The organism is Bradyrhizobium sp. LB11.1, assembly GCF_040549385.1.
In the GTDB taxonomy this organism is placed as follows: domain Bacteria; phylum Pseudomonadota; class Alphaproteobacteria; order Rhizobiales; family Xanthobacteraceae; genus Bradyrhizobium.
Genome location: NZ_JBEPTH010000007.1, coordinates 340,594 through 364,969 on the forward strand (window position 1 = coordinate 340,594; position 24,376 = coordinate 364,969).

22 protein-coding genes and 1 pseudogene are annotated in these 24,376 nt (G+C 63.6%); 15 read left to right on the forward strand and 8 right to left on the reverse strand.

The features are described from left to right. The first annotated feature begins 35 nt into the window (after positions 1–35). Genes ABIA96_RS20955 through ABIA96_RS20975 form a run of 5 tightly spaced genes read left to right on the forward strand, consistent with a single transcriptional unit; the run spans position 36 to position 4,543 of the window. Positions 36–905: a branched-chain amino acid ABC transporter permease gene (locus ABIA96_RS20955; RefSeq protein WP_354138940.1), complete on the forward strand. Its 870-nt coding sequence runs from the start codon at positions 36–38 to the stop codon at positions 903–905. An 8-nt stretch (positions 906–913) separates the two neighbouring features. After that, a complete protein-coding gene (locus ABIA96_RS20960; protein ID WP_354138941.1) occupies positions 914–1,942 on the forward strand; it encodes a branched-chain amino acid ABC transporter permease in 1,029 nt (342 codons plus the stop codon). Further along, positions 1,939–2,694: an ABC transporter ATP-binding protein gene (locus ABIA96_RS20965; protein WP_354138942.1), complete on the forward strand. Its 756-nt coding sequence runs from the start codon at positions 1,939–1,941 to the stop codon at positions 2,692–2,694. Before ABIA96_RS20960 ends, ABIA96_RS20965 begins: the two co-directional genes overlap by 4 nt. Next, positions 2,687–3,403 carry an ABC transporter ATP-binding protein gene (locus ABIA96_RS20970; RefSeq protein WP_354138943.1) on the forward strand — a complete coding sequence of 239 codons (717 nt, stop codon included), beginning with the start codon at positions 2,687–2,689 and terminating at the stop codon, positions 3,401–3,403. The genes ABIA96_RS20965 and ABIA96_RS20970 overlap by 8 nt, the downstream gene beginning before the upstream one ends. Before the next feature lie 21 nt (positions 3,404–3,424). After that, positions 3,425–4,543, forward strand: a complete 1,119-nt coding sequence (locus tag ABIA96_RS20975) for a cobalamin-independent methionine synthase II family protein (protein WP_354138944.1) — start codon at positions 3,425–3,427, stop codon at positions 4,541–4,543. A 171-nt stretch (positions 4,544–4,714) separates the two neighbouring features. On the opposite strand, the gene ABIA96_RS20980 is transcribed toward ABIA96_RS20975, so the two are convergent. Then, on the reverse strand, positions 4,715–6,430 hold the full coding sequence (locus ABIA96_RS20980) for a caspase family protein (RefSeq protein ID WP_354138945.1): 1,716 nt from the start codon (positions 6,428–6,430) through the stop codon (positions 4,715–4,717). Between the two features lie 164 nt (positions 6,431–6,594). On the opposite strand from ABIA96_RS20980, the gene ABIA96_RS20985 reads away from it, so the two are divergent. From ABIA96_RS20985 to ABIA96_RS21000, 4 genes are all read left to right on the forward strand, one after another. After that, positions 6,595–7,950 carry a hypothetical protein gene (locus tag ABIA96_RS20985; RefSeq protein ID WP_354138985.1) on the forward strand — a complete coding sequence of 452 codons (1,356 nt, stop codon included), beginning with the start codon at positions 6,595–6,597 and terminating at the stop codon, positions 7,948–7,950. A 60-nt stretch (positions 7,951–8,010) separates the two neighbouring features. Continuing rightward, positions 8,011–9,207: a methionine adenosyltransferase gene (gene metK / locus ABIA96_RS20990; protein ID WP_354138946.1), complete on the forward strand. Its 1,197-nt coding sequence runs from the start codon at positions 8,011–8,013 to the stop codon at positions 9,205–9,207. A 127-nt stretch (positions 9,208–9,334) separates the two neighbouring features. Then, positions 9,335–10,756 (forward strand): adenosylhomocysteinase, encoded by a 1,422-nt coding sequence (gene ahcY / locus ABIA96_RS20995; protein WP_354138947.1) that lies wholly within the window; start codon positions 9,335–9,337, stop codon positions 10,754–10,756. 157 nt (positions 10,757–10,913) lie between these two features. Then, entirely contained in the window at positions 10,914–12,374 is a 1,461-nt protein-coding gene (locus tag ABIA96_RS21000; RefSeq protein ID WP_354138948.1) for a flavin-containing monooxygenase, read from the forward strand. Positions 12,375–12,388: 14 nt separating this feature from the next. On the opposite strand, the gene ABIA96_RS21005 is transcribed toward ABIA96_RS21000, so the two are convergent. Both ABIA96_RS21005 and ABIA96_RS21010 read right to left on the reverse strand, forming a co-directional pair. Then, a complete protein-coding gene (locus ABIA96_RS21005; protein ID WP_354138949.1) occupies positions 12,389–13,618 on the reverse strand; it encodes a YbfB/YjiJ family MFS transporter in 1,230 nt (409 codons plus the stop codon). A gap of 35 nt (positions 13,619–13,653) precedes the next feature. Further along, a complete protein-coding gene (locus tag ABIA96_RS21010; protein WP_354138950.1) occupies positions 13,654–14,364 on the reverse strand; it encodes an SDR family NAD(P)-dependent oxidoreductase in 711 nt (236 codons plus the stop codon). Positions 14,365–14,568: 204 nt separating this feature from the next. Between ABIA96_RS21010 and ABIA96_RS21015 the strand changes: the two genes are divergently transcribed. The 3 genes and pseudogenes from ABIA96_RS21015 to ABIA96_RS21025 form a co-directional block, all read left to right on the forward strand. Next, positions 14,569–15,492 carry a LysR family transcriptional regulator gene (locus ABIA96_RS21015; protein WP_354138951.1) on the forward strand — a complete coding sequence of 308 codons (924 nt, stop codon included), beginning with the start codon at positions 14,569–14,571 and terminating at the stop codon, positions 15,490–15,492. 152 nt (positions 15,493–15,644) lie between these two features. Then, complete coding sequence (locus ABIA96_RS21020; RefSeq protein ID WP_014493894.1) at positions 15,645–15,800, forward strand: hypothetical protein; 156 nt, start codon at positions 15,645–15,647, stop codon at positions 15,798–15,800. 141 nt (positions 15,801–15,941) lie between these two features. Next, positions 15,942–16,055 (forward strand): annotated as a pseudogene (locus ABIA96_RS21025) (lipid A hydroxylase LpxO); the annotation flags it as partial. A gap of 28 nt (positions 16,056–16,083) precedes the next feature. Here ABIA96_RS21025 and ABIA96_RS21030 read toward each other — a convergent pair. Together ABIA96_RS21030 and ABIA96_RS21035 are read right to left on the reverse strand one after the other, a co-directional pair. After that, entirely contained in the window at positions 16,084–16,809 is a 726-nt protein-coding gene (locus ABIA96_RS21030) for a sulfite exporter TauE/SafE family protein (RefSeq protein ID WP_354138952.1), read from the reverse strand. 3 nt (positions 16,810–16,812) lie between these two features. After that, a complete protein-coding gene (locus ABIA96_RS21035; RefSeq protein ID WP_354138953.1) occupies positions 16,813–17,355 on the reverse strand; it encodes a Spy/CpxP family protein refolding chaperone in 543 nt (180 codons plus the stop codon). 134 nt (positions 17,356–17,489) lie between these two features. Between ABIA96_RS21035 and ABIA96_RS21040 the strand changes: the two genes are divergently transcribed. Then, positions 17,490–17,948 carry a YybH family protein gene (locus ABIA96_RS21040; protein ID WP_354138954.1) on the forward strand — a complete coding sequence of 153 codons (459 nt, stop codon included), beginning with the start codon at positions 17,490–17,492 and terminating at the stop codon, positions 17,946–17,948. Between the two features lie 126 nt (positions 17,949–18,074). Beyond that, positions 18,075–19,418, forward strand: a complete 1,344-nt coding sequence (locus ABIA96_RS21045; protein ID WP_354138955.1) for an MFS transporter — start codon at positions 18,075–18,077, stop codon at positions 19,416–19,418. Positions 19,419–19,498: 80 nt separating this feature from the next. Here the strand turns inward: ABIA96_RS21045 and ABIA96_RS21050 are convergent, their stop codons facing one another. The 3 genes from ABIA96_RS21050 to galE all read right to left on the reverse strand — a co-directional run bounded on the left by ABIA96_RS21050 (position 19,499) and on the right by galE (position 23,171). Further along, positions 19,499–20,200 (reverse strand): fumarylacetoacetate hydrolase family protein, encoded by a 702-nt coding sequence (locus ABIA96_RS21050; RefSeq protein ID WP_354138956.1) that lies wholly within the window; start codon positions 20,198–20,200, stop codon positions 19,499–19,501. 36 nt (positions 20,201–20,236) lie between these two features. After that, the gene (locus tag ABIA96_RS21055) at positions 20,237–22,039 is read right to left on the reverse strand and encodes an ABC transporter ATP-binding protein (RefSeq protein ID WP_354138957.1); all 1,803 of its coding nucleotides are present in this window, start codon (positions 22,037–22,039) and stop codon (positions 20,237–20,239) included. A gap of 118 nt (positions 22,040–22,157) precedes the next feature. After that, on the reverse strand, positions 22,158–23,171 hold the full coding sequence (gene galE, locus ABIA96_RS21060; RefSeq protein ID WP_354138958.1) for a UDP-glucose 4-epimerase GalE: 1,014 nt from the start codon (positions 23,169–23,171) through the stop codon (positions 22,158–22,160). A gap of 126 nt (positions 23,172–23,297) precedes the next feature. Between galE and ABIA96_RS21065 the strand changes: the two genes are divergently transcribed. After that, positions 23,298–24,335: a glycosyltransferase family 4 protein gene (locus ABIA96_RS21065; RefSeq protein ID WP_354138959.1), complete on the forward strand. Its 1,038-nt coding sequence runs from the start codon at positions 23,298–23,300 to the stop codon at positions 24,333–24,335. Positions 24,336–24,376 lie beyond the last annotated feature (41 nt).

Genomic DNA, 24,376 nt, shown 5'->3' on the forward strand with positions numbered 1-24,376 from the left:
GCTCCGGCCATGACGACTAACTCCAAGCTGAGACGATGACCTCAATCCTCACCAACTTGTTCGATGGCGTTGCCTACGGCATGCTGCTGTTCGTGCTCGCTTGCGGACTTGCGGTTACGCTCGGCCTGATGAACTTCGTCAACCTCGCCCATGGTGCCTTCGCCATGGCCGGCGGCTATGTCTGCATGGTGCTGGTTAACCGCATGGGCTGGCCGTTCTTCGCCGCGCTGCCGCTCTCGTTCGTCTCCGCGGCGGCAATCGGCATCGTGCTCGAGCGCACGCTCTACCGTCACCTCTATGCGCGCAGTCATCTCGACCAGGTGCTGTTCACGATCGGTCTGACCTTCATGTCGGTCGCGGCCGTAGACTACATCCAGGGCTCGTCGCGCGTGTTCATCAATCTGCCGGCCGCGCTGGAGGGCCAGTTCGACCTGTTCGGCGTCGGTATCGGCCGCTACCGGCTGATGATCATCGTGATCTGCGGCCTGCTTACCATTGGTCTGCAGATGGTGCTGGCCAAGACGCGTTTCGGCAGCCGCCTCCGCGCCGCAGTCGATGACCCGCGCGCCGCGAGTGGCCTCGGCATCAACGTACCGCAGGTGTTCGCTTTCACCTTTGCTTTTGGATGTGGACTTGCAGGTCTCGGTGGTGCGCTGAGCGCCGAGATCCTGGGCCTCGATCCGTATTTCCCGCTGAAGTTCATGATCTACTTCCTGATCGTGGTCACCGTAGGCGGCTCGTCCTCGATCACCGGCCCGTTCCTGGCCTCGCTCCTGCTCGGCATTGGTGACGTCGCCGGCAAATATTACGTGCCGAAGATGGGGCCCTTCGTCATCTACACCATGATGATCGTGATCCTGATCTGGCGCCCGAACGGCCTGTTCGGCCGCACGGCCGCGCGTTGAGTTCGGCGATGAACGCCTCTTCCGATGTCGGTTACCACGCCCGGCGGCAGGCGCGCTGGCATTATGGCGAGGCCACCTTCTGGCTCGTCGTGCTCGCGTGCGGCTTTCTGTTTCCCACGCGCTACCTGATCATGACCGACATCCTGCGGCTTGCGCTGTTTGCGATGTCGCTCGATCTCGTCCTCGGCTATGCCGGCATCGTCTCGCTCGGCCACGCTGCCTTCTTCGGCGTCGGCGCCTATGCCGCGGGGTTGCTGGCGCTGCACGGTATCATCAACGAACCGGTGCTGGCGCTGATTGCCGCGGGCCTCGCCGCGATGGTGCTCGGCTTTGCCACCAGCTTCCTGGTGATCCGCGGCGTCGACCTGACCCGGCTGATGGTGACGCTCGGCATCGCGCTGCTGCTGGAAGCACTCGCCGAACGCTTCTCCAACATCACTGGTGGTACCGACGGCCTGCAGGGTATCGAGATGCAGCCGATCCTCGGCGAGATCCCGTTCGACATGTTCGGCAAGGCCGGCTTCTTCTATTCGCTGGCTGTGCTGTTCGTGCTGTTCCTTCTGGCTCGGCGCATCGTGCACTCGCCGTTCGGCCTGTCGCTGCGCGCGATCAAGAACAATCCGCTACGCGCCGCCGCGATCGGCATCCCCGTCAATCGCCGCCTGGTCGCGATCTATACGCTCGCGGCGTTCTATGCCGGCATCGCAGGCGCGCTGTTCACGCAGACCACCGCGATCGCCTCGCTCGACGTGTTCGCCTTCGACCGCTCCGCTGATTTGATGCTGGTGCTCGTGATCGGCGGCACCGGCTATCTCTATGGCGGGCTGATCGGCGCGGTGATCTTCCGCATTCTTCAGGAAGTGTTCTCCACCATCACCCCGCAATATTGGCAGTTCTGGATCGGCCTCGTGCTGGTCGTGATCGTGCTGGTCGGTCGTCAGCGCCTGCACCGCTGGGTGCTGTTCGTGCCGAACCTCGTGATCAAGCAGATCGCAGGGCGCAAGGCCGTGGTCGCTGTGCCGGAGAGCGACGCATGACCATCGCGCTCGAAACCCAGAATCTCGAAAAGACCTTTGGCGGCCTGCGCGTCACGCGCGACCTGTCGCTCAAAATCGAGCAGGGCGCCCGCCATGCGCTGATCGGTCCGAACGGCGCCGGCAAGACCACGGTGATCAACCAACTCACCGGCGTGCTCAAGCCGAACTCGGGGCGCATCCTGCTTGAGGGCCAGGACATCACCGATCTGCCCGTGCACAAGCGCGTGCTGCGCGGCCTTTCGCGCACGTTCCAGATCAACCAGCTCTATCCTGATCTCACCCCGCTCGAAACCATCGGCCTTGCCGTCTCCGAGCGTCTCGGCCATGGCGGCGACTGGTGGCGGCGGATGGGCACCCGCAACGACGTCAATGACGAGATCGCCGATCTGCTGACGCGCTTCCACCTGCTCGACGTCATGAACGAGGAGACGGTGACGCTGCCTTACGGCAAGCAGCGCCTGCTCGAGATCGCGGTCGCGATCGCCGGCAAGCCGCGCGTGCTACTGCTCGACGAGCCCGCCGCCGGCGTGCCGGAGAGCGAGCGCCACGACATTCTCGCCGTCGTCGGCGCGCTGCCGCGTGACGTGACCGTGCTGCTGATCGAGCATGACATGGATCTCGTGTTCTCCTTCGCCGACCGCATCTCGGTGCTGGTGTCCGGCGCGCTGCTGACCGAAGGCCCGCCCGACCAGGTCGCGCGCGATCCGCAGGTGAAGGCGGTCTATCTCGGCGAGGAGGCGGTCAATGTCTGACCTGCTCGCAATCGATTCACTTCGCGCCGGCTATGGCGAGGCCGTGGTGCTGCCCAACATGTCGCTGCGCCTTGCCGAGGGGCAGGTACTGGCGCTGCTCGGGCGTAACGGCACCGGCAAGACCACGCTGATCAATTCCATCGTCGGCGTCACCCGCCGTTTCTCCGGCAACGTCACCCTCGGCGGCACCGACGTCACGACCATGCGGCCGGACCAGCGGGCGCGCGCCGGCATTGGCTGGGTGCCGCAGGAGCGCAACATTTTCCGCTCGCTGACGGTCGAAGAGAACATGACCGCGGTGGCGCAACCCGGTCCCTGGACGGTCGAAAAGGTCTACCAGATGTTCCCGCGGCTCAAAGAACGGCGGAGCAACTTTGGCAACCAGCTCTCCGGCGGTGAGCAGCAGATGCTGGCGATCGGCCGTGCGCTGACCCTCAATCCGAAAGCGCTGCTGCTGGACGAGCCCACCGAGGGCTTGGCTCCCATCATCGTCGAGGAACTTCTGAAGGCGATCGGCACCATTACCCGGGCTGGTGGCATCTGCTCGATCATCGTCGAGCAGAATGCCCAAAAGATTCTCGGGCTTGCCGACCGCGTTGTGATATTGGAGCGCGGAACGATCGTCCACGACGCCCCGAGCGCCGCGCTGAAGGCCGACCCGTCGGTCCTTGAGCGCCACCTCGGTGTCGCAGGGGCGGCGGCCCACTAAAAAATTCTCGGGAGTCAAAAAATGCAGCGAACCAAAGCCCCCTTCCGCGCCGACGAGGTCGGCAGCCTCCTGCGCCCCGCCAAGATCAAGGAAGCCCGCATCAGGCTCGAGAAGGGCGAAATCTCGGCCGACGATCTGCGCAAGATCGAGGACATCGAGATCGAGAAGGTCGTGCACAAGCAGGCCTCGGTCGGCCTGAAGCTCGCGACCGACGGCGAATTCCGCCGCTCCTGGTGGCATTTCGACTTCCTGGCCAAGCTCACTGGTTGCGAGCTGTTCCATCCTGATGCTGGCATCCAGTTCGCGGGCGTGCAGACCCGCCACGACGCGGTGCGGGTGATCGGCAAGCTCGACTTCCCCGACGATCACCCGATGCTGGACCACTTCCGCTTCCTCAAGAAGAACGCTGATCAGGCCCATGTCACCGCCAAGATGACGATCCCATCGCCGGCCGTGCTGCACTTCCGCGGCGGCCGCAAGGCGATCTCCAAGGACGTCTATCCGGATCTCGACGCGTTCTACGAGGACCTCGGCAAGACCTACCGCAAGGCCGTCAAGGCCTTCTACGACGCCGGCTGCCGCTATCTGCAGTTCGACGATACCGTGTGGGCCTATCTCTGCTCGCCGGACGAATTGCAGAAGGCGCGGGAGCGCGGCGATACTCCGGACGGTCTGCAGCAGATCTATGCCCGCGTCATCAACTACGCGCTGGCCGAGAAGCCCGCCGACATGGTTGTGACGACGCATGTCTGCCGCGGCAATTTCCGTTCGACCTGGATCTCCTCGGGCGGCTACGAGCCGGTGGCCGAGACGATGCTCGCCGGCACCAATTACGACGGCTACTTCCTCGAATACGACTCTGACCGCGCCGGCGGCTTCGAGCCGCTGCGCTTCCTGCCCAAGGGCAACAAGGTCGTCGTGGTCGGGGTCATCACCTCGAAGTTCGGCGAGCTCGAGAAGAAGGACGACATCAAGCGTCGTCTGGAAGAGGCCTCGAAGTTTGCGCCGCTGGAGCAGCTCGCGCTGTCGCCACAGTGCGGCTTTGCCTCGACGGAAGAGGGCAACATCCTCTCCGAGGAGGAGCAATGGGCGAAGCTGAGCCTCGCGGTCGAGATCGCCAAGGAAGTGTGGGGCCAATAAGCCTCCGCTAGCTCGCTGTCATTCCCCGCGAAGGCGGGGAATCCAGTACGCCGCGCCTTCTCCGTACCTCTCGCTGTCTCTGGAATACTGGATCGCCCGGTCGAGCCGGGCGATGGCAGCTGAGTATTGGGCAGGTGGCGCGGCACTCATAAGTAGCGCGCAATCGCCTCCTCACTTCTCCGCCAGATAAACCTCGCCCAGCAGCGACGAGTTCGACCACGGCACCTGCTTGTTCTTCGTGCCCGAGACCACCTCGGCCCGCACCCGCGTCAGCATCTGCTGCACCTCCAGCCCCGGCGTGCCGAGATGGCGGGACAGCGCCGCGGAGAAGGGCGAATTGGCGCCTTCGCCATCGAGCGCGACCTGGCCCGGCGCGGTCGCGAATGCGATCAGCGTGCCGGCCCCTAACGTCGCGCCAGACCCGAGGCTCGATGGCGCGGCAAGTCCTGACGCGCCCTCGATGCCACGACTGCTGCCGGCGCTTGCGACCTGCTGCGCCATCGGATTGTTGCGACAGGCATCGAAGATCAGGATATTGGTGCGGACCTGATCGTCGAGGCCGGCCATGATCGTATCCATGTCGATCATGCCCTCCGTCATGCTGGTGCCTGGCCGGAGCTCGACGTCGACGGGAATGAGATAATTGCGGCCGTCGACCTGCACGCCGTGACCGGCATAGTAGACGACGACCTGCGCCCGGGCTGCCTCACGCAAAAACTCGCGCGTCATCTTCTGCATCGCTGCGCGGTCGAGATCGACGCCCTCCGAGACAATGAAGCCGATGTCACGCAGGCTTTTCGCGACGGCACGCGCGTCGTTGGGTGGGTTGGGCAGTGCCTTCACATGGGCATAGGCGCCATTGCCGATGACCAGCGCCATGCGGGTGCCGCGTACGGTGGGTACAGGCGGGGGCGCCGCTGCTGCGCCCGTCTGCTGCGGGGCAGAGGCTGCTGTCGGCTGCGTCGTCGGCGCGGGCGGATCGCGCGGGATCGGTGCGGTGGCACCCGTCACCAGCGATAGCCGCACTTTTGCGGTGGCTTGATTGGCTTTGCTGCCGGCGTCCGAGGCCACGATCGCGAGCGTGGCGTTGTAGTCGTCTTTCGCGCGCACGTAGTCGCCCTTGGCCTCATAGGCCAGAGCGCGATGGGTGTAGGCAGAGATCAGCACGCTGTTCGGCGGCGTCATGATATTGACCGGCGGCTTCTCCTTCGCGAGCCGGATCGCCTCACTGCCGTCGGCAATCGCACGATCGAGATCGTTCCTGGCGCGCCAGATCGCGGTGCGGTTGATCAGCGGCTGCGGCAGTGTCGGATCGAGCCGGATCGCCTGGTTGATGTCGGCGAGCGCGCCGTCGAGATCGCCGAGCGCCTCCTTCGCAATGCCGCGGTTCTGGAACGAAAACGCCGATTTCGGGTCGGCCTTGATCGACATGTCGTAATCGGCGATTGCCTTGGCGTAGTCGCCCTTGCCGCGCCACGCATTGCCGCGGTTGTGGAAGATGATGCCATCAAGCGGCCCGAGCTTCAGTGCGTCGTCGAAATCCGCGATCGCGATGTCGTAGTCGCCCTTGTCGTAATAGGCCGAGCCTCTGAGATTGTAGACGGCCTGGCTCGGCTGGAGCCGGATCGCTTCAGTGGTGTCGGCGATGACACGGGCGTAGTCGCCCTTCTTGTTCCAGCCCACCGCGCGCCAGAAATACACGGTCGCGAGCTGCTCGCCCTTGAATGCCTTCAGCGCGATGATCTTGCTGCAGGCGTCGACCTTCTGGTCAGCCGGCGTGGTCTCGGTGGTGCAGAGCGGCCCGAGCTGGCTGCGCGACTGGGCGGAGCAGGGCGCCGACCACAGGGCCGCGGCGAGCAGGCAGAGCGCGACGAGCAGGCGACGCATGGCGATGATTCCATCAGGAGGTGCCTGTTTGTTGCCCGGCGGTCCCCTGGGGTTCACGCGCGCGTCATTGGACGCGGGGGGTAAAGCAAGCGGCGCTATTCCATCAGTGGGCAGAGTTTGCTAGGAGATGGGTCCCACTTTTTCTGCCCACCTTTGTCCCACCCATGAAAAACGATGAAATCCTCAGTCAAATCACCGAGTTCTGCCGCAAGGCGGACATGGCGGAATCGACGTTTGGCCGGCGCGCGGTGAACGATGGGAAACTCGTGCACCGCTTGCGCGAGGGCAAGCGCATCACCATCGACACGCTGGAGCGGATCCAGGCCTATATCGCGGCGTCGACCACCGGCGGCCTGCCGCCCCCGCGGGGCCTTCAGGTGCCTCCGGAAAAGCGTGATCCGCGTGGCAATTTCCGCTTCTTCGAGAATCGGCAGAAATATCTGCTGTTCGTACACACCTGTAGCGAGAAGCGGGTGGTCGCCGAGCGCGTGGCGCTCGAACTCTCCAGCATCCATCCGCGGCCGCCGGCCCTGCGCATATTTGACGCCGGCGTCGGCGACGGCACGGTGCTCGCGCGGGTGCTGCGCGCGACCCACCAGCGCTACCCCCACATGCCGTTCTATGTCGCCGGCAAGGAGCTCAGCCTCGAAGACCTGCGCCTGACGCTGGAAAAGGTGCCCGACCGCATTTTCGAGCATCCGGCATCGGTTTTCGTCTTCACCAACATGTTCTACTCGGAAGCGCCCTGGCTGACGCCGGCATCGCCCGCGGCAGCAGCGGCCACGGTCTGGCACGAGGTCCCGTTGCGAGGCGCCTCATCAGGCGAGTTCGAGCAGCAGATCGCCGAGCTACGGCCGTTCCTGGAGCAGAACTGGCGCGCCGCGATCAGCCCGCGCACGGCCATGCCCCTCTACGAGCGGCCCGTCGTGCTGGTACTCTACCGAGAGGACCACAGGTTCCTGCTGGATTCGACCATTCCGCGGCCGGGCCAGACCGAGGCTAATTTCGACCTCGTCATTGCATCCCAGCCATACCGGGCCCTGTCCTCGGTCAATTTCCGGGCCAAGCGGATCATTGCACCGCTGGCGCGGGCGTTGCGGCCGGGCGGCCGCCTGATCGGCATCCACTCCCATGGTCACGATCCCGGCATGGAAATGATCCAGGCGATCTGGCCCGGAGAAAATCCTTTCTCGGTGAGCCGTCATGAGCTATTGCGCGCCGTTAAGTATGAGCTTGGATCGTTGGGCCGCGACTTAAATTTTAATGCTTACGCGGATAACCGTTCGATCTTCAGGTATGATATGGAAGCGCTGCCCAACGAGGTGACGGGTACTATCGGAACCTCGACGGCCTTTGCAGCCTGGAATGCGGCGGTGTATGTCGCTCAGATTGAGGACGACCGGTTGACAGATATGACTCAAAACGGCCGCACTCTGGATGCCGCCAGGGATGTGCTGCGAAAGTACAACGGGCTCTGGTTTCTCGACGAATCCTACGTCATCTCGCGCCGGCGTGATTGACATCATCCAAGGGTAAACATCGCAAACGTCCGCCTGATGTGGCGGAACAAGGGGTTACTGATGCGCGCGTCCTATCTCTTCACCAGCGAGTCCGTGTCTGAGGGCCATCCGGACAAGGTCTGCGACCGGATCTCCGACGAAATCGTCGACCTGTTCTACCGGGAAGGGCCGAAGGCCGGCATCGATCCGTGGCAGATTCGCGCGGCCTGCGAGACGCTGGCCACCACCAACAAGGTGGTGATTGCTGGCGAGACCCGCGGTCCGTCGTCGGTCACCAACGAGCAGATCGAAAGCGTCGTGCGCGAGGCGATCAAGGACATCGGCTACGAGCAGGACGGCTTCCACTGGCAGAAGGCGGACATCGAGATCCTCTTGCATCCGCAGTCGGCCGACATCGCGCAGGGCGTCGACGCGCTGCAGCCGGGCGAAGTCAAGGAAGAGGGCGCTGGCGACCAGGGCATCATGTTCGGCTACGCCACCAACGAGACGCCTGATCTGATGCCGGCCCCGATCTTCTACGCCCACAAGATCCTGCGTCTCATCTCCGAAGCCCGTCACTCCGGCAAGGAGAAAGTGCTCGGTCCGGACTCCAAGAGCCAGGTCACTGTGCAGTACGAGAACGGCAAGCCTGTCGCCGTGCGCGAGATCGTGGTGTCGCATCAGCACCTGGTCGAGGACATCTCGTCCAAGCAGATCCGTGACATCGTCGAGCCCTATGTGCGCGCGGCGCTGCCGAAGGACTGGATCACGCCGAAGACCATCTGGCACATCAATCCGACCGGCAAGTTCTACATCGGCGGTCCCGATGGTGATTCCGGCCTGACCGGTCGCAAGATCATCGTCGACACCTACGGCGGTGCGGCTCCGCATGGCGGTGGTGCGTTCTCCGGCAAGGATCCGACCAAGGTCGACCGCTCCGCGGCTTACGCTGCGCGCTACGTCGCCAAGAACATCGTCGCTGCCGGTCTTGCCGACCGCTGCACGCTGCAGCTCGCCTATGCCATCGGCGTGGCGCGCCCGCTGTCGATCTACATCGACACCCACGGCACCGGTAAGGTGTCGGAGGATCAGCTCGAGAAGGCCGCTGCCAAGGCAATGGACCTCACCCCGCGCGGGATTCGCAGCCATCTCGATCTCAATCGCCCGATCTACGCGCGCACTTCGGCCTATGGCCATTTCGGCCGCACCCCCGACAACGAGGGTGGCTTCTCCTGGGAGAAGACCGATCTCGTCGAGGCGCTCAAGCGCGCGGTCTGATCACCGACATCGTTCCGGGGCGCCGCGAGAGCGGCGAACCCCGGATCACCAATCCATCAAACCGAGATTCCGGGTTCGCCCCGTTAGGGCGACCCGGCATGACCCGTTCAACAACAGGACACTCGCAATGAACGCGAAGCCCGGCTTTACCGATTACATCGTCAAGGACATTTCGCTCGCCGATTTCGGCCGCAAGGAACTCTCGCTCGCCGAGACAGAGATGCCCGGCCTGATGGCCACCCGCGAGGAGTTCGGCCCGAAGCAGCCGCTGAAGGGCGCGCGCATCGCAGGCTCCCTGCACATGACGATTCAGACCGGCGTGCTGATCGAGACGCTGGCAGCCCTCGGCGCCGACATTCGTTGGGTCTCCTGCAACATCTATTCGACGCAGGACCACGCGGCAGCGGCGATCGCAGCCGCCGGCATTCCGGTGTTCGCGGTCAAGGGCGAGAGCCTCGTCGAATATTGGGACTACACCGCCAAGCTGTTCGACTGGCACGGCGGCGGTCACCCGAACATGATCCTCGATGACGGCGGCGACGCCACCATGTACGTCCATCTCGGTCTGCGCGCCGAGAACGGCGACACCAAGTTTCTGGACAAGCCGGCTTCGGAAGAAGAGGAGGTCTTCTTCGCGCTTTTGAAGAAGCAGCTCAAGGAAAAGCCGAAGGGCTACTTCGCCGAGATCGCCAAGAGCATCAAGGGCGTTTCCGAAGAGACCACCACGGGCGTGCATCGTCTCTATGATATGCAGAAGGCCGGCACGCTGCTGTGGCCGGCCATCAACGTCAACGACAGCGTCACCAAATCGAAATTCGACAATCTCTACGGCTGCCGTGAATCGCTGGTCGACGGCATCCGCCGTGGCACCGACGTGATGATGTCGGGCAAGGTCGCGATGGTCGCGGGCTTCGGCGACGTCGGCAAGGGCTCGGCCGCCTCGCTGCGCCAGGCCGGCTGCCGCGTGATGGTGTCGGAAGTCGATCCGATCTGCGCGCTGCAGGCCGCGATGGAAGGTTACGAGGTCGTGACCATGGAAGAGGCCGCGCCGCGCGCCGACATCTTCGTCACCGCGACCGGCAACAAGGACATCATCACGATCGAGCACATGCGTGCGATGAAGGATCGCGCCATCGTCTGCAACATCGGCCACTTCGACAACGAGATCCAGATCGCGGGTCTGCGTAACCTGAAGTGGACCAACATCAAGCCGCAGGTCGACGAGATCGAATTCCCCGACAAGCACCGCATCATCATGCTGTCGGAAGGCCGCCTCGTGAACCTCGGCAACGCTATGGGCCATCCATCCTTCGTGATGTCGGCGTCCTTCACCAACCAGACGCTGGCGCAGATCGAGCTTTTCGCCAACAACAAGGACGGCAAGTACAAGAAGGAAGTCTACGTGCTGCCGAAGTCGCTCGACGAGAAGGTCGCGCGCCTCCACCTCGCCAAGATCGGTGTCAAGCTCACCGAGCTGCGCAAGGATCAGGCCGACTATATCGGCGTGAAGCAGGAAGGCCCGTACAAGTCGGACCACTACCGCTACTGAGCCGATTGCCTCAAAACATCAGAAGCCCCGAAGCGATCCGGGGCTTTTTTGCTGTGTGCGGGAAAACGGCAGGTTCTCCTCCCGGTTGTAGCCGGCGAGATTGGTGATTGACGCGCGTCTGGGATGGTCTGACAATCCGCGCGGGGCGGAGGAAACCATGCAACAAGAACATGTCGACGTGCTGATCGTCGGCGCCGGACTATCCGGCATCGGCGCGGGCTATCATCTTCAGAGCAAGTGTCCGGGCAAGAGCTACGTGATCCTGGAGGGGCGCGACTGCATCGGCGGCACCTGGGACCTGTTTCGCTATCCCGGTATCCGCTCCGACAGCGACATGTTCACGCTCGGCTATTCCTTCAAGCCGTGGACCGATCCGAAAGCGATCGCCGACGGGTCGCAGATCCTGGACTATGTGCGCGAGACGGCGGCCGAGAACGGCATCGAGAAGCACATCCGCTTCCGCCACCGCGTCAAGCGTGCGGCATGGTCGACGCCGGAGGCACGCTGGACCGTCGAAACCGAGCGTACGACAGGAGAGGGCGCGACCGAGCTTGTGCGCTTCACCTGCAATTTCCTGTTCATGTGCTCGGGCTATTACAAATACGAGGCCGGCTACACGCCGGATTTCAACGGCGCGGCGGATTTCGCCGGCCGCATCGTGCATCCGCAGAAATGGACCGAGGACATCGACTACGCGGGCAAGCGCGTCGTCGTGATCGGCTCGGGCGCCACCGCGGTGACGCTGGTGCCGGAGCTTGCCAAGACCGCGGCGCAGGTCACCATGCTGCAGCGCTCGCCGACTTACGTGGTGTCGCGCCCTGCGCAGGATCCCGTCGCCAACAAACTGCGCCGCAATTTGCCGACGCGGCTGGCCTACCATGTCATTCGCTGGCGCAACGTGATGTGGGGGATGTTCTTCTTTCAGCTCAGCCGGCGGCGGCCGGACAAGGTGAAGAATCTGATCCTCGGTGGCGTACGCATGGCGCTCGGGCCGGACTACGACATCGCCACCCACTTTACGCCACGCTACAACCCCTGGGACCAGCGGCTCTGCCTCGTGCCCGACGGCGATCTTTTCAAGGCGATCCGCGAAGAGCGCGCCGCCGTCGTCACCAATGAGATCGACACTTTTATCCACGATGGCATCCGCCTGAAGGACGGCAGCGAGCTTGCCGCCGATATCATCGTCACGGCGACGGGGCTGGTGCTCCAGGTCGTCGGCGGCATCGAGGTCAACGTCGACGGCCGCGTCGTCGATTTCGCCAACACGCTGACCTACAAGGGCATGATGTATGCCGACGTGCCGAACATGGCGTCGGCCTTTGGCTACACCAACGCGTCCTGGACGCTGAAATGCGATCTCACCTGCGAGTATGTCTGCCGTCTCATCAACTACATGGACCGGCATAATTTCCGCCAGTGCGTGCCGCACAATGATGACCCTGAGATCACCGCGCAGCCATCGCTCGATTTCACCTCGGGCTACGTGCAGCGGTCGGTCGCGAAGATGCCGAAGCAGGGTTCGAAGCAGCCGTGGCGGCTGTACCAGAACTACGCCCTCGACATCGTCTCCTTGCGCTTCGGCCGCATCGACGACGGCGTGATGCAGTATTCCTGATCACGCCTCCGCTTCTATGCCTTGCGCGTGGCGAGCGCGAGGCCAAGGTCGAGCGCGAGCGCCAGCACCGCGGCACCGCCGCCGAGGGCGAACAGGACGAGATAGTCGCCGCCAGTGTTCGCATAGATCCAGGAAAAGCCGTAAGCCGCCGCCGCCTGGAATAGCGCAAAGCTTGTCGTGGCGTGGCTCCATGTCGCACGCTGCTGCTCGGTTGAGTGTGGGACAAGCTCATGGATGCGCCCGAGCACCAGCGGCACAATGCCCGGCGTGAAGCCGCCGACCACGATGCTCGACACGATCAGTGACGCCGGCGCAGTGCTTACCGTCGGGAGCAACACGGCAGCCGCCTCGATCAAAAAGGCCGCGCGCAACGCCGGTCCAAATCCCGACCTGTCACCGAGATGACCGGTGACAAGCGGGCCGGCGATCGCGCCGAGGCCATACAGGACCCAATAGTGCGATCCCGCGGCAATGCCCTGGCCGAGGCCGCGGGCAACGAAGTCGACGATGAAGACCATGTGCGGTACCAGCGCGACTGCGTTGAGCCCATACTGGATCAGCAGTACACGCACGGCGGGCGAGGTGTGATGCTGCTTCATATGATGCGAAGGCGCACCATCAGTCTTGGCTTCCGCAGGCCAGTTCCACCAGCTTGCGAGCGTGAGCACCGCCGAGAGCACGCCGAGGCCACACCAGCTCTGCTGCAGGCCCTGTTGCAGGAGCAGCGGCACCAGGGTGCCCGATGCAGCGACACCGAGACCGACGCCCGCAAAGATCACGCCGCCGACGATGCCGCGCCGGCTAGGCGAGGTGTGCGGCAGAATGACGGAGGCCGCCAGCACCATGATGATGCCGCCTGTCAGGCCGGAGAGGAAGCGCCATGCGAAGAACCAGATGAAGGACACAGGCGCGGAGCTGGCAAAGAAGGAGAGGGTGGCGAGCCCCATCATCGCCCGCAGCGCGCGGATCGCGCCGATGCGCGCGGCCACAACTCGCGCCGCCAACGCGCCGGCGAGGTAACCTGCGAGGTTCGCCGCGCCGAGATAGACGACGTCGGAGGCGCTGAACCACTTTGCCGCGATCAACGCCGGGATCAGCGGCGTGTAGGAGAACCGGGCGAGGCCAAGTCCGACAAGCGATGCGGATAGTCCTGCCACCGCATATCGCCAGGTTTGTTGTGAGGGCGAACCCGGGCGCAGATGCGTCCGGGTCTCGTGATACTGCTTCGTGTTGACGTTGGTCATGTCATTCTCCTGCACGCGAGGGCGCGCGGATGCGTTCAGTGGCCGGCGCTCTGGCCGCCGTCGACATGCAGGATCTCGCCGGTGACGAAGGAAGCTCCCTCGAGGAAGAGCACGGCTTCGACGATGTCGGACATCTCGCCCATGTGACCGATCGGATGCATCGCGCCGAGCTGGGCATGCATCGAAACCGGATGCATCGGCGACTTGATGATGCCGGGCGCCACCGCGTTCACGCGAATGCCACGCTTGGCGTATTCGATCGCGAGAGACTTGGTCGCGGCGTTCAGCCCGCCCTTGCTCAGCGAGGCCAGCACCGAGGGCACGTTGGAGTTGGCCTGATCGACCAGGGTGGTCGTGATCTGGACAATGTGACCAGAACCCTGCTTCTCCATCTCGGCGATGGCGAGCTGCGTGATGTTGAAGAAGCCGGCAACATTGGTGCCCATCACCGCCACATAGTCCTCGGCCGTGTATTGCGTGAACGGCTTTGCGACGAAGATGCCGGCATTGTTGACCAACGTGTCGACACGTCCGAAACGCGCGACGGCCTCCGCAACCACGCGCTCGGCAGTCTTGCGGTCGGCGATGTCGCCGGGAACGGCAAGAACATCATCATCGCCCGACGGTTTGACGGAGCGTGCGGTGGCGACAACGCGATAGTTGCGATCGCGAAAACCCTGCACCAGCGCCGCGCCGATGCCCTGCGATGCACCGGTGATGATGGCGACCTTCTGCTCGATACCCATGATGGGCTCCTGTTGTTGATCCGTGCCAGCTCCGGCTGGCTTGCCCGTTGAAGTACGGCGCGGTGGCCCGGCTGCGAATACACATTGTCCGGCAGACACTGTTACGTGGCGCGATCGAATGACGGATCGGCGCCCGGCGGCGGTTGTGGCAGTGGCGATGAACGCCTAGCTTGTCAGCGGAATTTGATGGGGCCTTGGGAAGGCATGGATCGTCTGGATGCGATGAAAGTATTCGTCCTTGCGGTGGACGAGGGCAGCCTGGCCGCCGCAGGCCGCAAGCTCGGCCGTTCGCCGGCTGCGGTCAGCCGCGCCATCGCCTTCCTCGAGGAACGGGTCGGTGCCGAGCTGCTGCATCGGACCACGCGGTCGATCAAGCTGAGCGAGGAGGGTGAGCGCTACGTCGCCGTCTGCCGCCGTGTGCTCATCGAGCTGGAGGAGGCCGACGACATCGCGGCCGGACCGCGCACGGCGCCGCGCGGCCTGCTCACGATCACGGCCCCTGTGGTGTCAGGCGAGATGGTGCTAAGGCCCATCCTCGATGCGTTTCTGGACGCCTATCCGACAGTGTCGGCAAAACTCCTGCTGTTCGACCGGGCGGTCAATCTGATCGAGGAGGGCGTCGATATCGCGCTTCGCATCGGTCCTCTCGCGGATTCGGCGATGGTGGCGATGCGGGTCGGCGAGATCAGCCGCGTGGTGGTGGCCGCGCCGCGCTATCTGAAGCAGCATCCGCGCATCGTTGAGCCCGGCGATCTCGCCAAACACCAGATCGTGGCGATGGCACATCTGCCAAATTCCTGGACCTTTGCGCCGCAGGCAGGTTCATCGGTGCCACGAACAGTCCAGTTCACGCCGCGTTTCACGGTCAACAGCACCTACGCGGCGGTGGCCTCCGCCGTCGCCGGCCGCGGCGTCGCGCGGATGTATTCCTATCAGGTCGCCGAGCAGGTCGCGCGCGGCGAGCTCGCGATCGTGCTGGCGGGTGACGAGGATCCAGAGATGCCGGCACATCTGATCACTCCGCAGGGCCGACTCTCGGTGCCCAAGGTGCGTTCCTTCACCGACTTCGCCGTGCCGCGGCTGAAGAAGCACTTTGCGCAGCTCAAGAAGAGCCTCGGTGCCCGCTAGACATTGCGGCTGCGCCGCCACTGCCAATGCGTTGTTTTGCGCATACCGCCCCCGGGCTGAATCGGCGATGGTTCCGCACGGTTAACGCCGGATTAACGGATGAGTCCTAGCCTGTCCCGGCCGGGGTTACTCGCAAGGCCGAGGTGAGCCCAATGGAAGCCCAGAAGATCGCGGTCGACGCCGTCGTCGCGCTGACCGATTGCGACCGCGACGCCGTCATCGCTTTTATCCGCCGACTTTATCTCGCCGGCGTCACCGACCCCAAGCGCCTGACCTTCAAAGGTCTCCAGGCGCTGTCGCGGGCGTAATTCGGTTCGTTTCGGCCAGTTTACCCCCAGGGTCCAAGCCTGGCTCTCCCCAGCGTAATTGCAACCCACCGGTGAATATCTTGCCGCTTGGGCTGGTCGGGCTAGATCACGCCCCCGGCTGACTCATTGGGGAATGGGGATATGCTGAAGCAGCTTTTCGCGCCGCAACTCATCATTCTGTATGTGCTTGCGGCGTCGACGATTCATGTTCACTTCCGCGGCAAGGAGCGGCTGCGCTTCGCGCGCCAAGGCGGCAGCGTCATCGGCCATACGATCTTGGCTCTCATCTGGCCGCGACGACTACGAGTTGAGCGCCGGCGGACCCAAGGACAGCGGCGAGGATGAAACGCGTTGCTGTTTGCGAGAGCCAGCGCAGACCAATCGTGGTTCCGATGGTGGCGCCCGCGAGCGCACCCAAAGCATACAGCCATGTTTGGCTCGATGGTGCCTGCCCGGCATAAAGCGCGCCGACCAATCCAACAGTGGAATTTCCCAGGATAAAAGGCGCGGAGAGTGCTGCAGCCTGCTTGGGTGATGCCCAGCGCAGCCCAACCAGAATGGGAGCCAGGAAAACGCCGCCGCCGACGCCGGTAAGCCCGGAGATGAAGCCGACTCCGGCGCCAGTAGATATTGCAGCCCAGAGCGGGGTCGCGCGATCCGGCGCATCCCTATTGCTCCGTCCGATCATCAAGACAACGGCGGCGATCAGGAGCACGATCCCGGTCACCATGTGATAGATGTCTTCTTTCAAAACAATGGATGCGCCAGCCAGGGTGGTCGGCAGTGAGGCAATCAAAAGCGGCTTCAGCTTTGTCCAATCGATATGGCGGCCGCGATTGAACAACCAGGTTGAATAGGCGGCCGCAACGATATTCAGCAATAGAGCCGTTGGGCGCATCTCGTTTGAAGGAAATGAAGCAAAGGCCATCAAGGCAAGAAATGCCGTTCCTCCAGCTTGACCTACGGTTGCGTAGAGGAGCGAGATAACGGCGAAGCAAACGGTCAGCATCGTTCAGTGATGATGCTGGTGTTCTTCAGAGCCATCAGGGCGCTGATAACCTCGCAGCTCCGCGTATCGCTGCATTTGGCTCTGATTGAGCAAGGCGGTTGTCGACAGATGATATTTGAGGTGGCTTTCGCGGAGCAGTGCCTGGGTTTCCGAAATGGCACGGAGGGTCGCCTTGAGCGACTCCGATGTCACGACGCGGGCAGAGAAGAGCCGGTCCAACTCCGTTTCCTGCTCGACCAGCTTGTTACCCAGCGGGATCGTCTCTTGCTTCATGTCATCGAAGAGGCGCTGAACCTGGATGCGCTGATCCGCGGTCAAGTCAAGCCGATCACCGAGCTCGAGAACATGGCTCGGACCGGGATACCCATTGAGTTCGGCGGCAAGCGCCAGTCCCATGCCGCGTCCCATCCGGAGGTCGTCGATCTGCTGGTGCGATAGCGCCTTGATAGGACGCTGCTGGAGTCCCGCATAGGGCTGGCTGGATTGCGCGTTGGCAGCGCCGCACATGATGACCAGGGTGCCCGCAAGCAGAAAGAGGTGTCTCATGAGTCTGGCTCCATGAAATCAATCCGGTTCGTCGAGCGATCTCCACCGGTGCTCTCAACGCAGATATCTTGCTGGACGGTTCGCGCCGTGGCAACAAGAAAGCCTCGATCGAATGCCCAAACATGGAGCAGGCAATGGCCCCGTTGCCACTTGCAAACACCGAGATCGTGCAATTCTTCCGCGAGTGGCTGGATACCTTCGCAGGCTATGTCCGCGAGGTCGACTACGCTTCGGCGCGGCCGCTCTTCCATTCTGATGTGCTGGCCTTCGGTACGCATAACGATGTCATCCCGGGCCTCGATCAGTGGATCTCGTCCCAATGGAACAACGTCTGGCCGAAGACGACCGACTTTCGGTTCGTGCTTGAGCAGAGCTCGATCCTGGCGTCCCTCGATGGCACGACGGCGACGGTGATCGCGCCCTGGACCAGCACGGGCTATCATCCCGATGGCAGTGCGTTTCCACGGCCGGGCCGCGCAACACTGGTGTTCTCAAGAGATGGCGATGGTTGGCTGTGCGTGCATTCGCACATGTCGCTCAATCGCGGTGTGCCGCAGGCAAGTCATGCCAATCGGCCGGTGAAGGCCTGGTAGGGCAAAGGACGGACAAGTCGCTGACCCGCCCTACGATAGTTCTACGCGCTTGCGGGAAACCTCGGGCGCGCGAGATAGTTTGTACTCAAACGACCCTCGGGGGGCGCGTCAGAAGGAGACGCTCCCATGACAACGCTCGGCCTCGATGCCGCTCAACTGACTCCATCCGAACATCAGCTCCAGCTTCGCCGTGCCATCATCGCCTCCACCATAGGGACGGCGATCGAATGGTATGATTTCTTCCTCTACAGCACGGTGACGGGGCTGGTCTTCGCTAAGCTCTTCTTCCCGCATTCCGACCCCTGGGTTGGCACGCTCGAGGCCTTCGCTATCTATGCGGTCGGCTTCATCGCGCGCCCGATCGGTGCTGCGATCTTCGGGCATTATGGTGATCGCATCGGCCGCAAGTCGACACTGATTGCGACGTTGCTGCTGATGGGACTGGCGACCGCGGCGGTGGCCGTGGTGCCGACCTATTCGAGCATCGGTATTTGGGGGGCGGTGATCCTGACCGTGCTGCGCTTCATCCAGGGCATTGGCGTCGGCGGCGAATGGGGCGGCTCGGTGCTGATGTCGATGGAATGGGCGCGCAACGACCGCTCCCGCGGATTCATCGCGTCCTGGCCGCAATTCGGCGTACCCTGCGGCCTGTTCCTGGCCAACCTCGCCGTGTTGTCATTCAGCCAGATGGCCGGTGGCGACCTCTTCCTGGCGTGGGGCTGGCGCATACCGTTTGCGCTCAGCCTCATCCTCGTCGGCGTCGGCCTTTACATCCGGCTCGGCATCCTCGAAACGCCGGTGTTCTCCAAGCTGCTGGCGGAGCGCCGGCTCGACCGCACGCCGATGCTGACGGTGATCAGACAGCATCCGAAGGAAATCCTTCTCTCAGCCTTTGCGCGCATGGCCGAGCAGGCACCGTTCTACATCTTTACCGCGTTCGTGTTTTCCTACGGTATCGGCACGCTGCACCTGTCGCGTGACTTCCTGCTGACAGCGGTGTTGGCGGCCTCGGTGCTGTCATTCGTGACGATTCCGGTTTGCGGTCATCTGTCCGACCAGGTCGGCCGCAAGAACATGTACATGGCCGGCGCGCTTCTGACCGGCATCTTCGGCTTCGTCTATTTCGCGATGCTCGACACCGGATCGGAGGTGGTTGTCTTCCTCGCGATTGTCCTCTCGCTGATCCCGCACGACATGATGTACGGACCGCAAGCCGCATTGATCGCCGAGAGCTTTACCGGAAACCTTCGCTACAGTGGCGCCTCGCTCGGCTATCAGTTCGCGTCCGTGATTGCCGGCGGTCCCGCGCCGCTGATCGCAGCCTGGCTGTTCGGCACGTTCCACTCCGCGACAGCCATCGCGGCCTATATCGCGGCGTGCTCGATCATCACGTTGATCGCGACCGCGCTCATGACCGACTACACCGGCAAGGACATCAACGCCGCGGATGCGCATGTTTCGCGGGCTTGACGCCAGAATAGCCCTTCGCAAAGAAAAGTCCCGGACACCAGGTCCGGGACTTTGGCAATTCTCGTGAATGTTGGGCAGGCCTATTCCGGCTGGCCGATCGACACCTTCAGCGTGCCGACGCCGTCGACGCCGCATTCGAGCTTGTCGCCGGGCTGGAGTTGCGACACGCCGGCCGGCGTGCCCGTCATGATGATGTCGCCGGCAGCGAGCTTCACCTGCTGAGAGAGCTGCCAGATCGTCTCTGGCACGTTCCAGATCATCTGCTCGAGGTCGCCCGTCTGCGCTTCCTTGCCGTTGACCGTGAGCCAGATCTTGCCCTTGGAGGGATGGCCGATCTTCGAGGCTGGCTGCACCGCGGAGGCCGGCGCCGAACCGTCGAACGACTTGCCGATCTCCCACGGACGCTCCTTCTTGCGCGAAGCGATCTGGAGGTCGCGGCGGGTGAGGTCGATGCCGACGGCGTAGCCGTAGACATGGTCGAGCGCCTTGTCGGCGGGGATGTTGAGACCGCCGCTCTTCAGCGCGACGATCAGCTCGACCTCGTGATGCAGATCCTTGGTCAGCGGCGGATAGGGAATGGTGGCGCCATCGGGCACCAGCATGTCGGCGTGCTTGGCGAAGAAGAATGGCGGCGCGCGCTCGTCATTGCCCATCTCGCGGATGTGTTCGAGATAGTTGCGGCCGACGCACCAGATGCGGCGCACCGGATAACGGCCGGCCTCGCCGACGACGGGAAGCGAGGCCTGGGGTGGAAGCGGGATAACGTAGGAGGCGGCGTTCATGGAGCGGTCTCGCTGCTCTTGAGGTGATAAGGAACTCTATGCGGTTGCGCTGATCGGCGCCAGAGCGCCGGCGCCGTGATGTTGCAGGCGGAAGAACGAGGCGTAGCGGCCGGAGCGGCGGAGCAATTCGTCGTGCCGGCCCTGCTCGACGATCTCGCCGCCCTCGACCACCAGGATCGCGTCGGCGTGCATGATGGTGTGCAGGCGGTGCGCGATCACGATGGTGGTGCGGTTTTGGCAGAGATGCTCGATCGCCTCCTGCACCTGTCGCTCGGACTCGGAATCGAGCGCGGCGGTGGCTTCGTCCAGCAGGATGATCGGCGCGTTCTTGATCAGCGCGCGCGCCACTGCGATGCGCTGGCGCTGGCCGCCGGAGAGTTGCGTGCCGTGCTCGCCGACCGGCGTGTCATAGCCGAGCGGGAAGCTCATGATGAAATCATGCGCGCAGGCCGCCTTCGCGGCGTCGATAATCTCGTTCTCGCTCGCGCCTGGTTTGCCGAAGGCGATGTTGTTGCGGATGGTGTCGCGGAACAGATAGACGTCCTGGCCGACATAGGCGGTCTGCGCCCGCAGCGATTTTCGCGAGACGGCGCCGATCGACTGGCCGTCGATCACGATGTCGCCTTGCGTGACCTCGTAGAAACGCAAGAGCAGCGCCAGCACGGTCGACTTGCCGCCGCCGGACGGCCCGACCAGTGCGGTGACCTTGCCGGGCTCGGCCGTGAAACTCATGCGGTTGAGCACGGTCTCGTTGGCGCGATAGGAGAAGCTGACGTCGCGCAGCTCGATCCGCGCATCGGACAGTTTCAGCGCCGGCTTGTCGTCGTCGGAATGCTCGCTGGCCGGGCTGTCGACGACTTCGAGCAGCATGCGCGCGCCGACGAGCTGGCTGTTGAGATCGATATTGAGTCGCGCCAATCGCTTGGCCGGTTCGGTCGCCATCAGGAACGCGGTCATGAACGAGAAGAACGCGCCGGGCGTGGCGTTCAGCGCGACCACGCTGTAGCCGCCGTAAAGCAAACAACCGGCGACCGCGAAGCCGCCGAGCATCTCCATCAGCGGATTGGAGCGGTTGGCGACGCGGGCCATCTTGTTGGCGTTGCGCTCGACGATCGCGATGTTCTCGTCGATGCGGCTCTGCATGGTGTGTTCGAGCGTGAACGCCTTGACCGTGCGAATGCCCTGCAGCGATTCCTGCATCGTCTCCATGATATCGGCCGTGCCGGTGAACTGATTATAGGCGAGACCCTTGATGCGCTTGACCAGCTTGCGCAGCACCAGCATCGCCGGCGGCACCGTGACGAGGCCGATCAGCGACATCAGCGGATCCTGCCACACCATCACGCCGATCATCGCGAGCAGCATCATGAGGTCGCGCCCGACGGCGTTGACCAGCATGTTGAGGACGTCGGTGATCGACTTGGCGCCGGCCGTCAGCCGCGCCAGGAATTCAGAGGAATGCCGCTCGGAGAAGAAGCCGACGCTCTCGCGCATCAGCTTGGCGAACAGCTGGCGCTGGTTGGTGGCGAGGATGGCGTTCGAGATCTTGGTCAAGATCACCAGGTGGCCGTAGGTCGCCACGCCCTTGATGAAGAGCAGGATCACCGTGATGCCGGAGAACATCGCGATGCCCGGGATGTTCTTGTCGACATAGGCCTGGTTGATGACCTGGCCGAGCACGTAGGTCGCGCCCGCTGTGGCGCCTGCGGCAGCCGCCATCAGCGCAAAGGCAACGAGGTAGCGCCGCCAATAGACGACGCCCTGTTCCGTGACCAGGCGGCGAATCAGGGCCGCTGCCGCATAGGGATCGTCGGTGATTTTCTTTGGAAACTGGGCCATCCGTAGTCCATTGACGGCACAGGAAAAAGCCTGCCCGCGCGTCAGGGATCGAATGGCCTCTGTGCCCGCTAAAGCTGGGCTTTTCAAGCCCAATTAAGGGCTTGCGCCTGGATGGAATCTAGGCCGAGACGGCGTGGCGGAGCTCGCCATGGCGCTCATGGAACAGCTTGTCCTCCCAGGCCAGCGCGTGCGCCGCGATGGTCTCGAGGTCCTCATATTGCGGCTTCCAGTCGAGCAGGCCGCGGATGCGGCTGGTGTCGGCGACCATCGTCATGATGTCGCCAGACCGGCGCGGCGCGTATTGCACGGCGAAGCTGCGCCCCGACACCCGGCGCACCGCGTCGATGGTTTCCAGCACCGAATAGCCGCGACCATAGCCGCAGTTCAGCGTCGTCGAGGCGCCCCCGTTGCGCAAATAAGCCAGTGCCGAGCGATGCGCCTGCGAAAGGTCCGTCACGTGGATGAAGTCGCGAATGCAGCTGCCGTCCTGGGTCGGATAGTCGGTGCCGAACACGTCGATCTTGGCGCGTTGGCCGGTCGCGGCCTCAACCGCGATCTTGAGCAGATGCGTGGCGCCGACGGTTGCAAGGCCGATGCGGGCCTGCGGGTCGGCACCCGCGACGTTGAAATAGCGCAACGTCACGTACTGCATGCCGTAGGCGGCAGCGACATCGTGCAGCATGATCTCGGTCATCAGCTTCGACGAGCCGTAGGGCGACAGCGGCCGCGTCGGCGCGTGCTCGGGCACCGGCACCTGGTCCGGATTGCCGTAGACGGCGGCGGTCGAGGAGAAGATGAAACGGTTGATGCCGCGCTTGACGGCGACGTTGAGCAGGTTGCGTGCGGTCGTGAAATTGTTGCGATAGTAGCCGAGCGGATCGCGCATCGAATCCGGCACGACCACCGAGCCGGCGAAATGGATGATGCTCTCGATGTTGTGCTGGGCGATGACGCCTTCGAGCAGGTTCTCGTCGCCGGCGTCGCCAATGAACAGCGGCACGCCTTCCGGCAGGTAAGCAGAGAAGCCAGTCGAGAGATCGTCGATCACGACCACATCCTCACCGGCTTCCGCCAGCGCCAGGACCGTGTGACTTCCGATATAGCCGGCGCCGCCGGTGACTAGCACAGTCATGATCTCACCCGTCTTCGATCAACGCGCCAAGTTAACGTTTGCGCGGTGAAGAGGGAGTTTCGGCAGCCCTGAACTGGTCACTATGCTTAATGTTGCGTATAGGGGACTTCCGTAACGGAGCATGACGTGGCGAATTCCCCGGGCGATCTGCAAGTGATCGTGCCAAATCTGCACAGGCGCTATTCCGGGGTCACCGCGACCAACCGGATGGTGGCGCCGCGGCTGGCAAAACTCTATCGCGCCGCATGGTTCGGATCGGACGCGCCGGAGGGGATTGCGCGGCTGAGTGCCGCCGATGTCCTGAAACTATGGCGCCGCAAGTCGCCCCTGATCTGGCACGCGCGCCGCAATAACGAGATGATCGCGGGCGTCGTGCTGCGCGCGCTCGGCTGGCCGCTCAAACTCGTGTTCACCTCGGCGGCGCAGCGGCATCACAGCTGGATCACGCGCTGGCTGATCCGGCAGATGGACGCGATCATCGCGACATCGGATATCTCGGCCTCGTTCCTGAAAGCGAAGGCGACGGTGATCGCGCACGGCGTCGACACCGAGATCTACACGCCGCCGATCGATCGTGCTGCGGCCTTCGCCGAAAGCGGCTTGCCGGGTCGTTATGCGATCGGCTGCTTCGGCCGCGTGCGCGCGCAGAAGGGCACGGATGTATTCGTCGATGCGATGTGCCGCCTGCTGCCGCGCTATCCGGACTTCACGGCGGTCATCGTCGGACAAGTCACGGCCGAACAGACGCCCTTTGCGAACGATCTGAAGAAGCGGATCGAGGCTGCTTCCCTGCAATCGCGCATCGTCATCACCGGCGAATTGCCGATCGAAGATGTGCAGCGCTGGTATCAGCGGCTGACGATCTACGCCTTTACCTCGCGCAACGAAGGTTTCGGCCTGACGCTGATCGAGGCGATGGCGGCCGGCAGTGCGCTGGTCGCTACGCGCGCTGGAGCTGCCGAGCTCGTGGTTGAGGATGGCGTGAGCGGTGTGCTGATCCCGACCGGTGATGCGGAGGCGCTGGCGGAGGCGCTCGAGCCGCTGATGCGTGATGTCGTTGCTGCGACGGAGATGGGCGAGCGGGGGCGCGCGCGTGTACTCGCAAAGTTCAGCCTCGATGCCGAAGCGGCCCGGATCGGCGAGGTCTATCGGCCGCTGCTCTGAGCGAGCGCTGTTGTGACCGTGGACCAACAGCGCGAAAACAA

What these genes read in the sequence shown, in the direction of transcription:
- ABIA96_RS20955 (WP_354138940.1), top strand. Translation starts at nt 36, where the DNA reads ATGACCTCAATCCTCACCAACTTGTTCGATGGCGTTGCCTACGGCATG.
- ABIA96_RS20960 (WP_354138941.1), top strand. Translation starts at nt 914, where the DNA reads ATGAACGCCTCTTCCGATGTCGGTTACCACGCCCGGCGGCAGGCGCGC.
- ABIA96_RS20965 (WP_354138942.1), top strand. Translation starts at nt 1,939, where the DNA reads ATGACCATCGCGCTCGAAACCCAGAATCTCGAAAAGACCTTTGGCGGC.
- ABIA96_RS20970 (WP_354138943.1), top strand. Translation starts at nt 2,687, where the DNA reads ATGTCTGACCTGCTCGCAATCGATTCACTTCGCGCCGGCTATGGCGAG.
- ABIA96_RS20975 (WP_354138944.1), top strand. Translation starts at nt 3,425, where the DNA reads ATGCAGCGAACCAAAGCCCCCTTCCGCGCCGACGAGGTCGGCAGCCTC.
- ABIA96_RS20980 (WP_354138945.1), bottom strand. Translation starts at nt 6,430, where the DNA reads ATGCGTCGCCTGCTCGTCGCGCTCTGCCTGCTCGCCGCGGCCCTGTGG.
- ABIA96_RS20985 (WP_354138985.1), top strand. Translation starts at nt 6,595, where the DNA reads ATGAAAAACGATGAAATCCTCAGTCAAATCACCGAGTTCTGCCGCAAG.
- metK (WP_354138946.1), top strand. Translation starts at nt 8,011, where the DNA reads ATGCGCGCGTCCTATCTCTTCACCAGCGAGTCCGTGTCTGAGGGCCAT.
- ahcY (WP_354138947.1), top strand. Translation starts at nt 9,335, where the DNA reads ATGAACGCGAAGCCCGGCTTTACCGATTACATCGTCAAGGACATTTCG.
- ABIA96_RS21000 (WP_354138948.1), top strand. Translation starts at nt 10,914, where the DNA reads ATGCAACAAGAACATGTCGACGTGCTGATCGTCGGCGCCGGACTATCC.
- ABIA96_RS21005 (WP_354138949.1), bottom strand. Translation starts at nt 13,618, where the DNA reads ATGACCAACGTCAACACGAAGCAGTATCACGAGACCCGGACGCATCTG.
- ABIA96_RS21010 (WP_354138950.1), bottom strand. Translation starts at nt 14,364, where the DNA reads ATGGGTATCGAGCAGAAGGTCGCCATCATCACCGGTGCATCGCAGGGC.
- ABIA96_RS21015 (WP_354138951.1), top strand. Translation starts at nt 14,569, where the DNA reads ATGGATCGTCTGGATGCGATGAAAGTATTCGTCCTTGCGGTGGACGAG.
- ABIA96_RS21020 (WP_014493894.1), top strand. Translation starts at nt 15,645, where the DNA reads ATGGAAGCCCAGAAGATCGCGGTCGACGCCGTCGTCGCGCTGACCGAT.
- ABIA96_RS21030 (WP_354138952.1), bottom strand. Translation starts at nt 16,809, where the DNA reads ATGCTGACCGTTTGCTTCGCCGTTATCTCGCTCCTCTACGCAACCGTA.
- ABIA96_RS21035 (WP_354138953.1), bottom strand. Translation starts at nt 17,355, where the DNA reads ATGAGACACCTCTTTCTGCTTGCGGGCACCCTGGTCATCATGTGCGGC.
- ABIA96_RS21040 (WP_354138954.1), top strand. Translation starts at nt 17,490, where the DNA reads ATGGCCCCGTTGCCACTTGCAAACACCGAGATCGTGCAATTCTTCCGC.
- ABIA96_RS21045 (WP_354138955.1), top strand. Translation starts at nt 18,075, where the DNA reads ATGACAACGCTCGGCCTCGATGCCGCTCAACTGACTCCATCCGAACAT.
- ABIA96_RS21050 (WP_354138956.1), bottom strand. Translation starts at nt 20,200, where the DNA reads ATGAACGCCGCCTCCTACGTTATCCCGCTTCCACCCCAGGCCTCGCTT.
- ABIA96_RS21055 (WP_354138957.1), bottom strand. Translation starts at nt 22,039, where the DNA reads ATGGCCCAGTTTCCAAAGAAAATCACCGACGATCCCTATGCGGCAGCG.
- galE (WP_354138958.1), bottom strand. Translation starts at nt 23,171, where the DNA reads ATGACTGTGCTAGTCACCGGCGGCGCCGGCTATATCGGAAGTCACACG.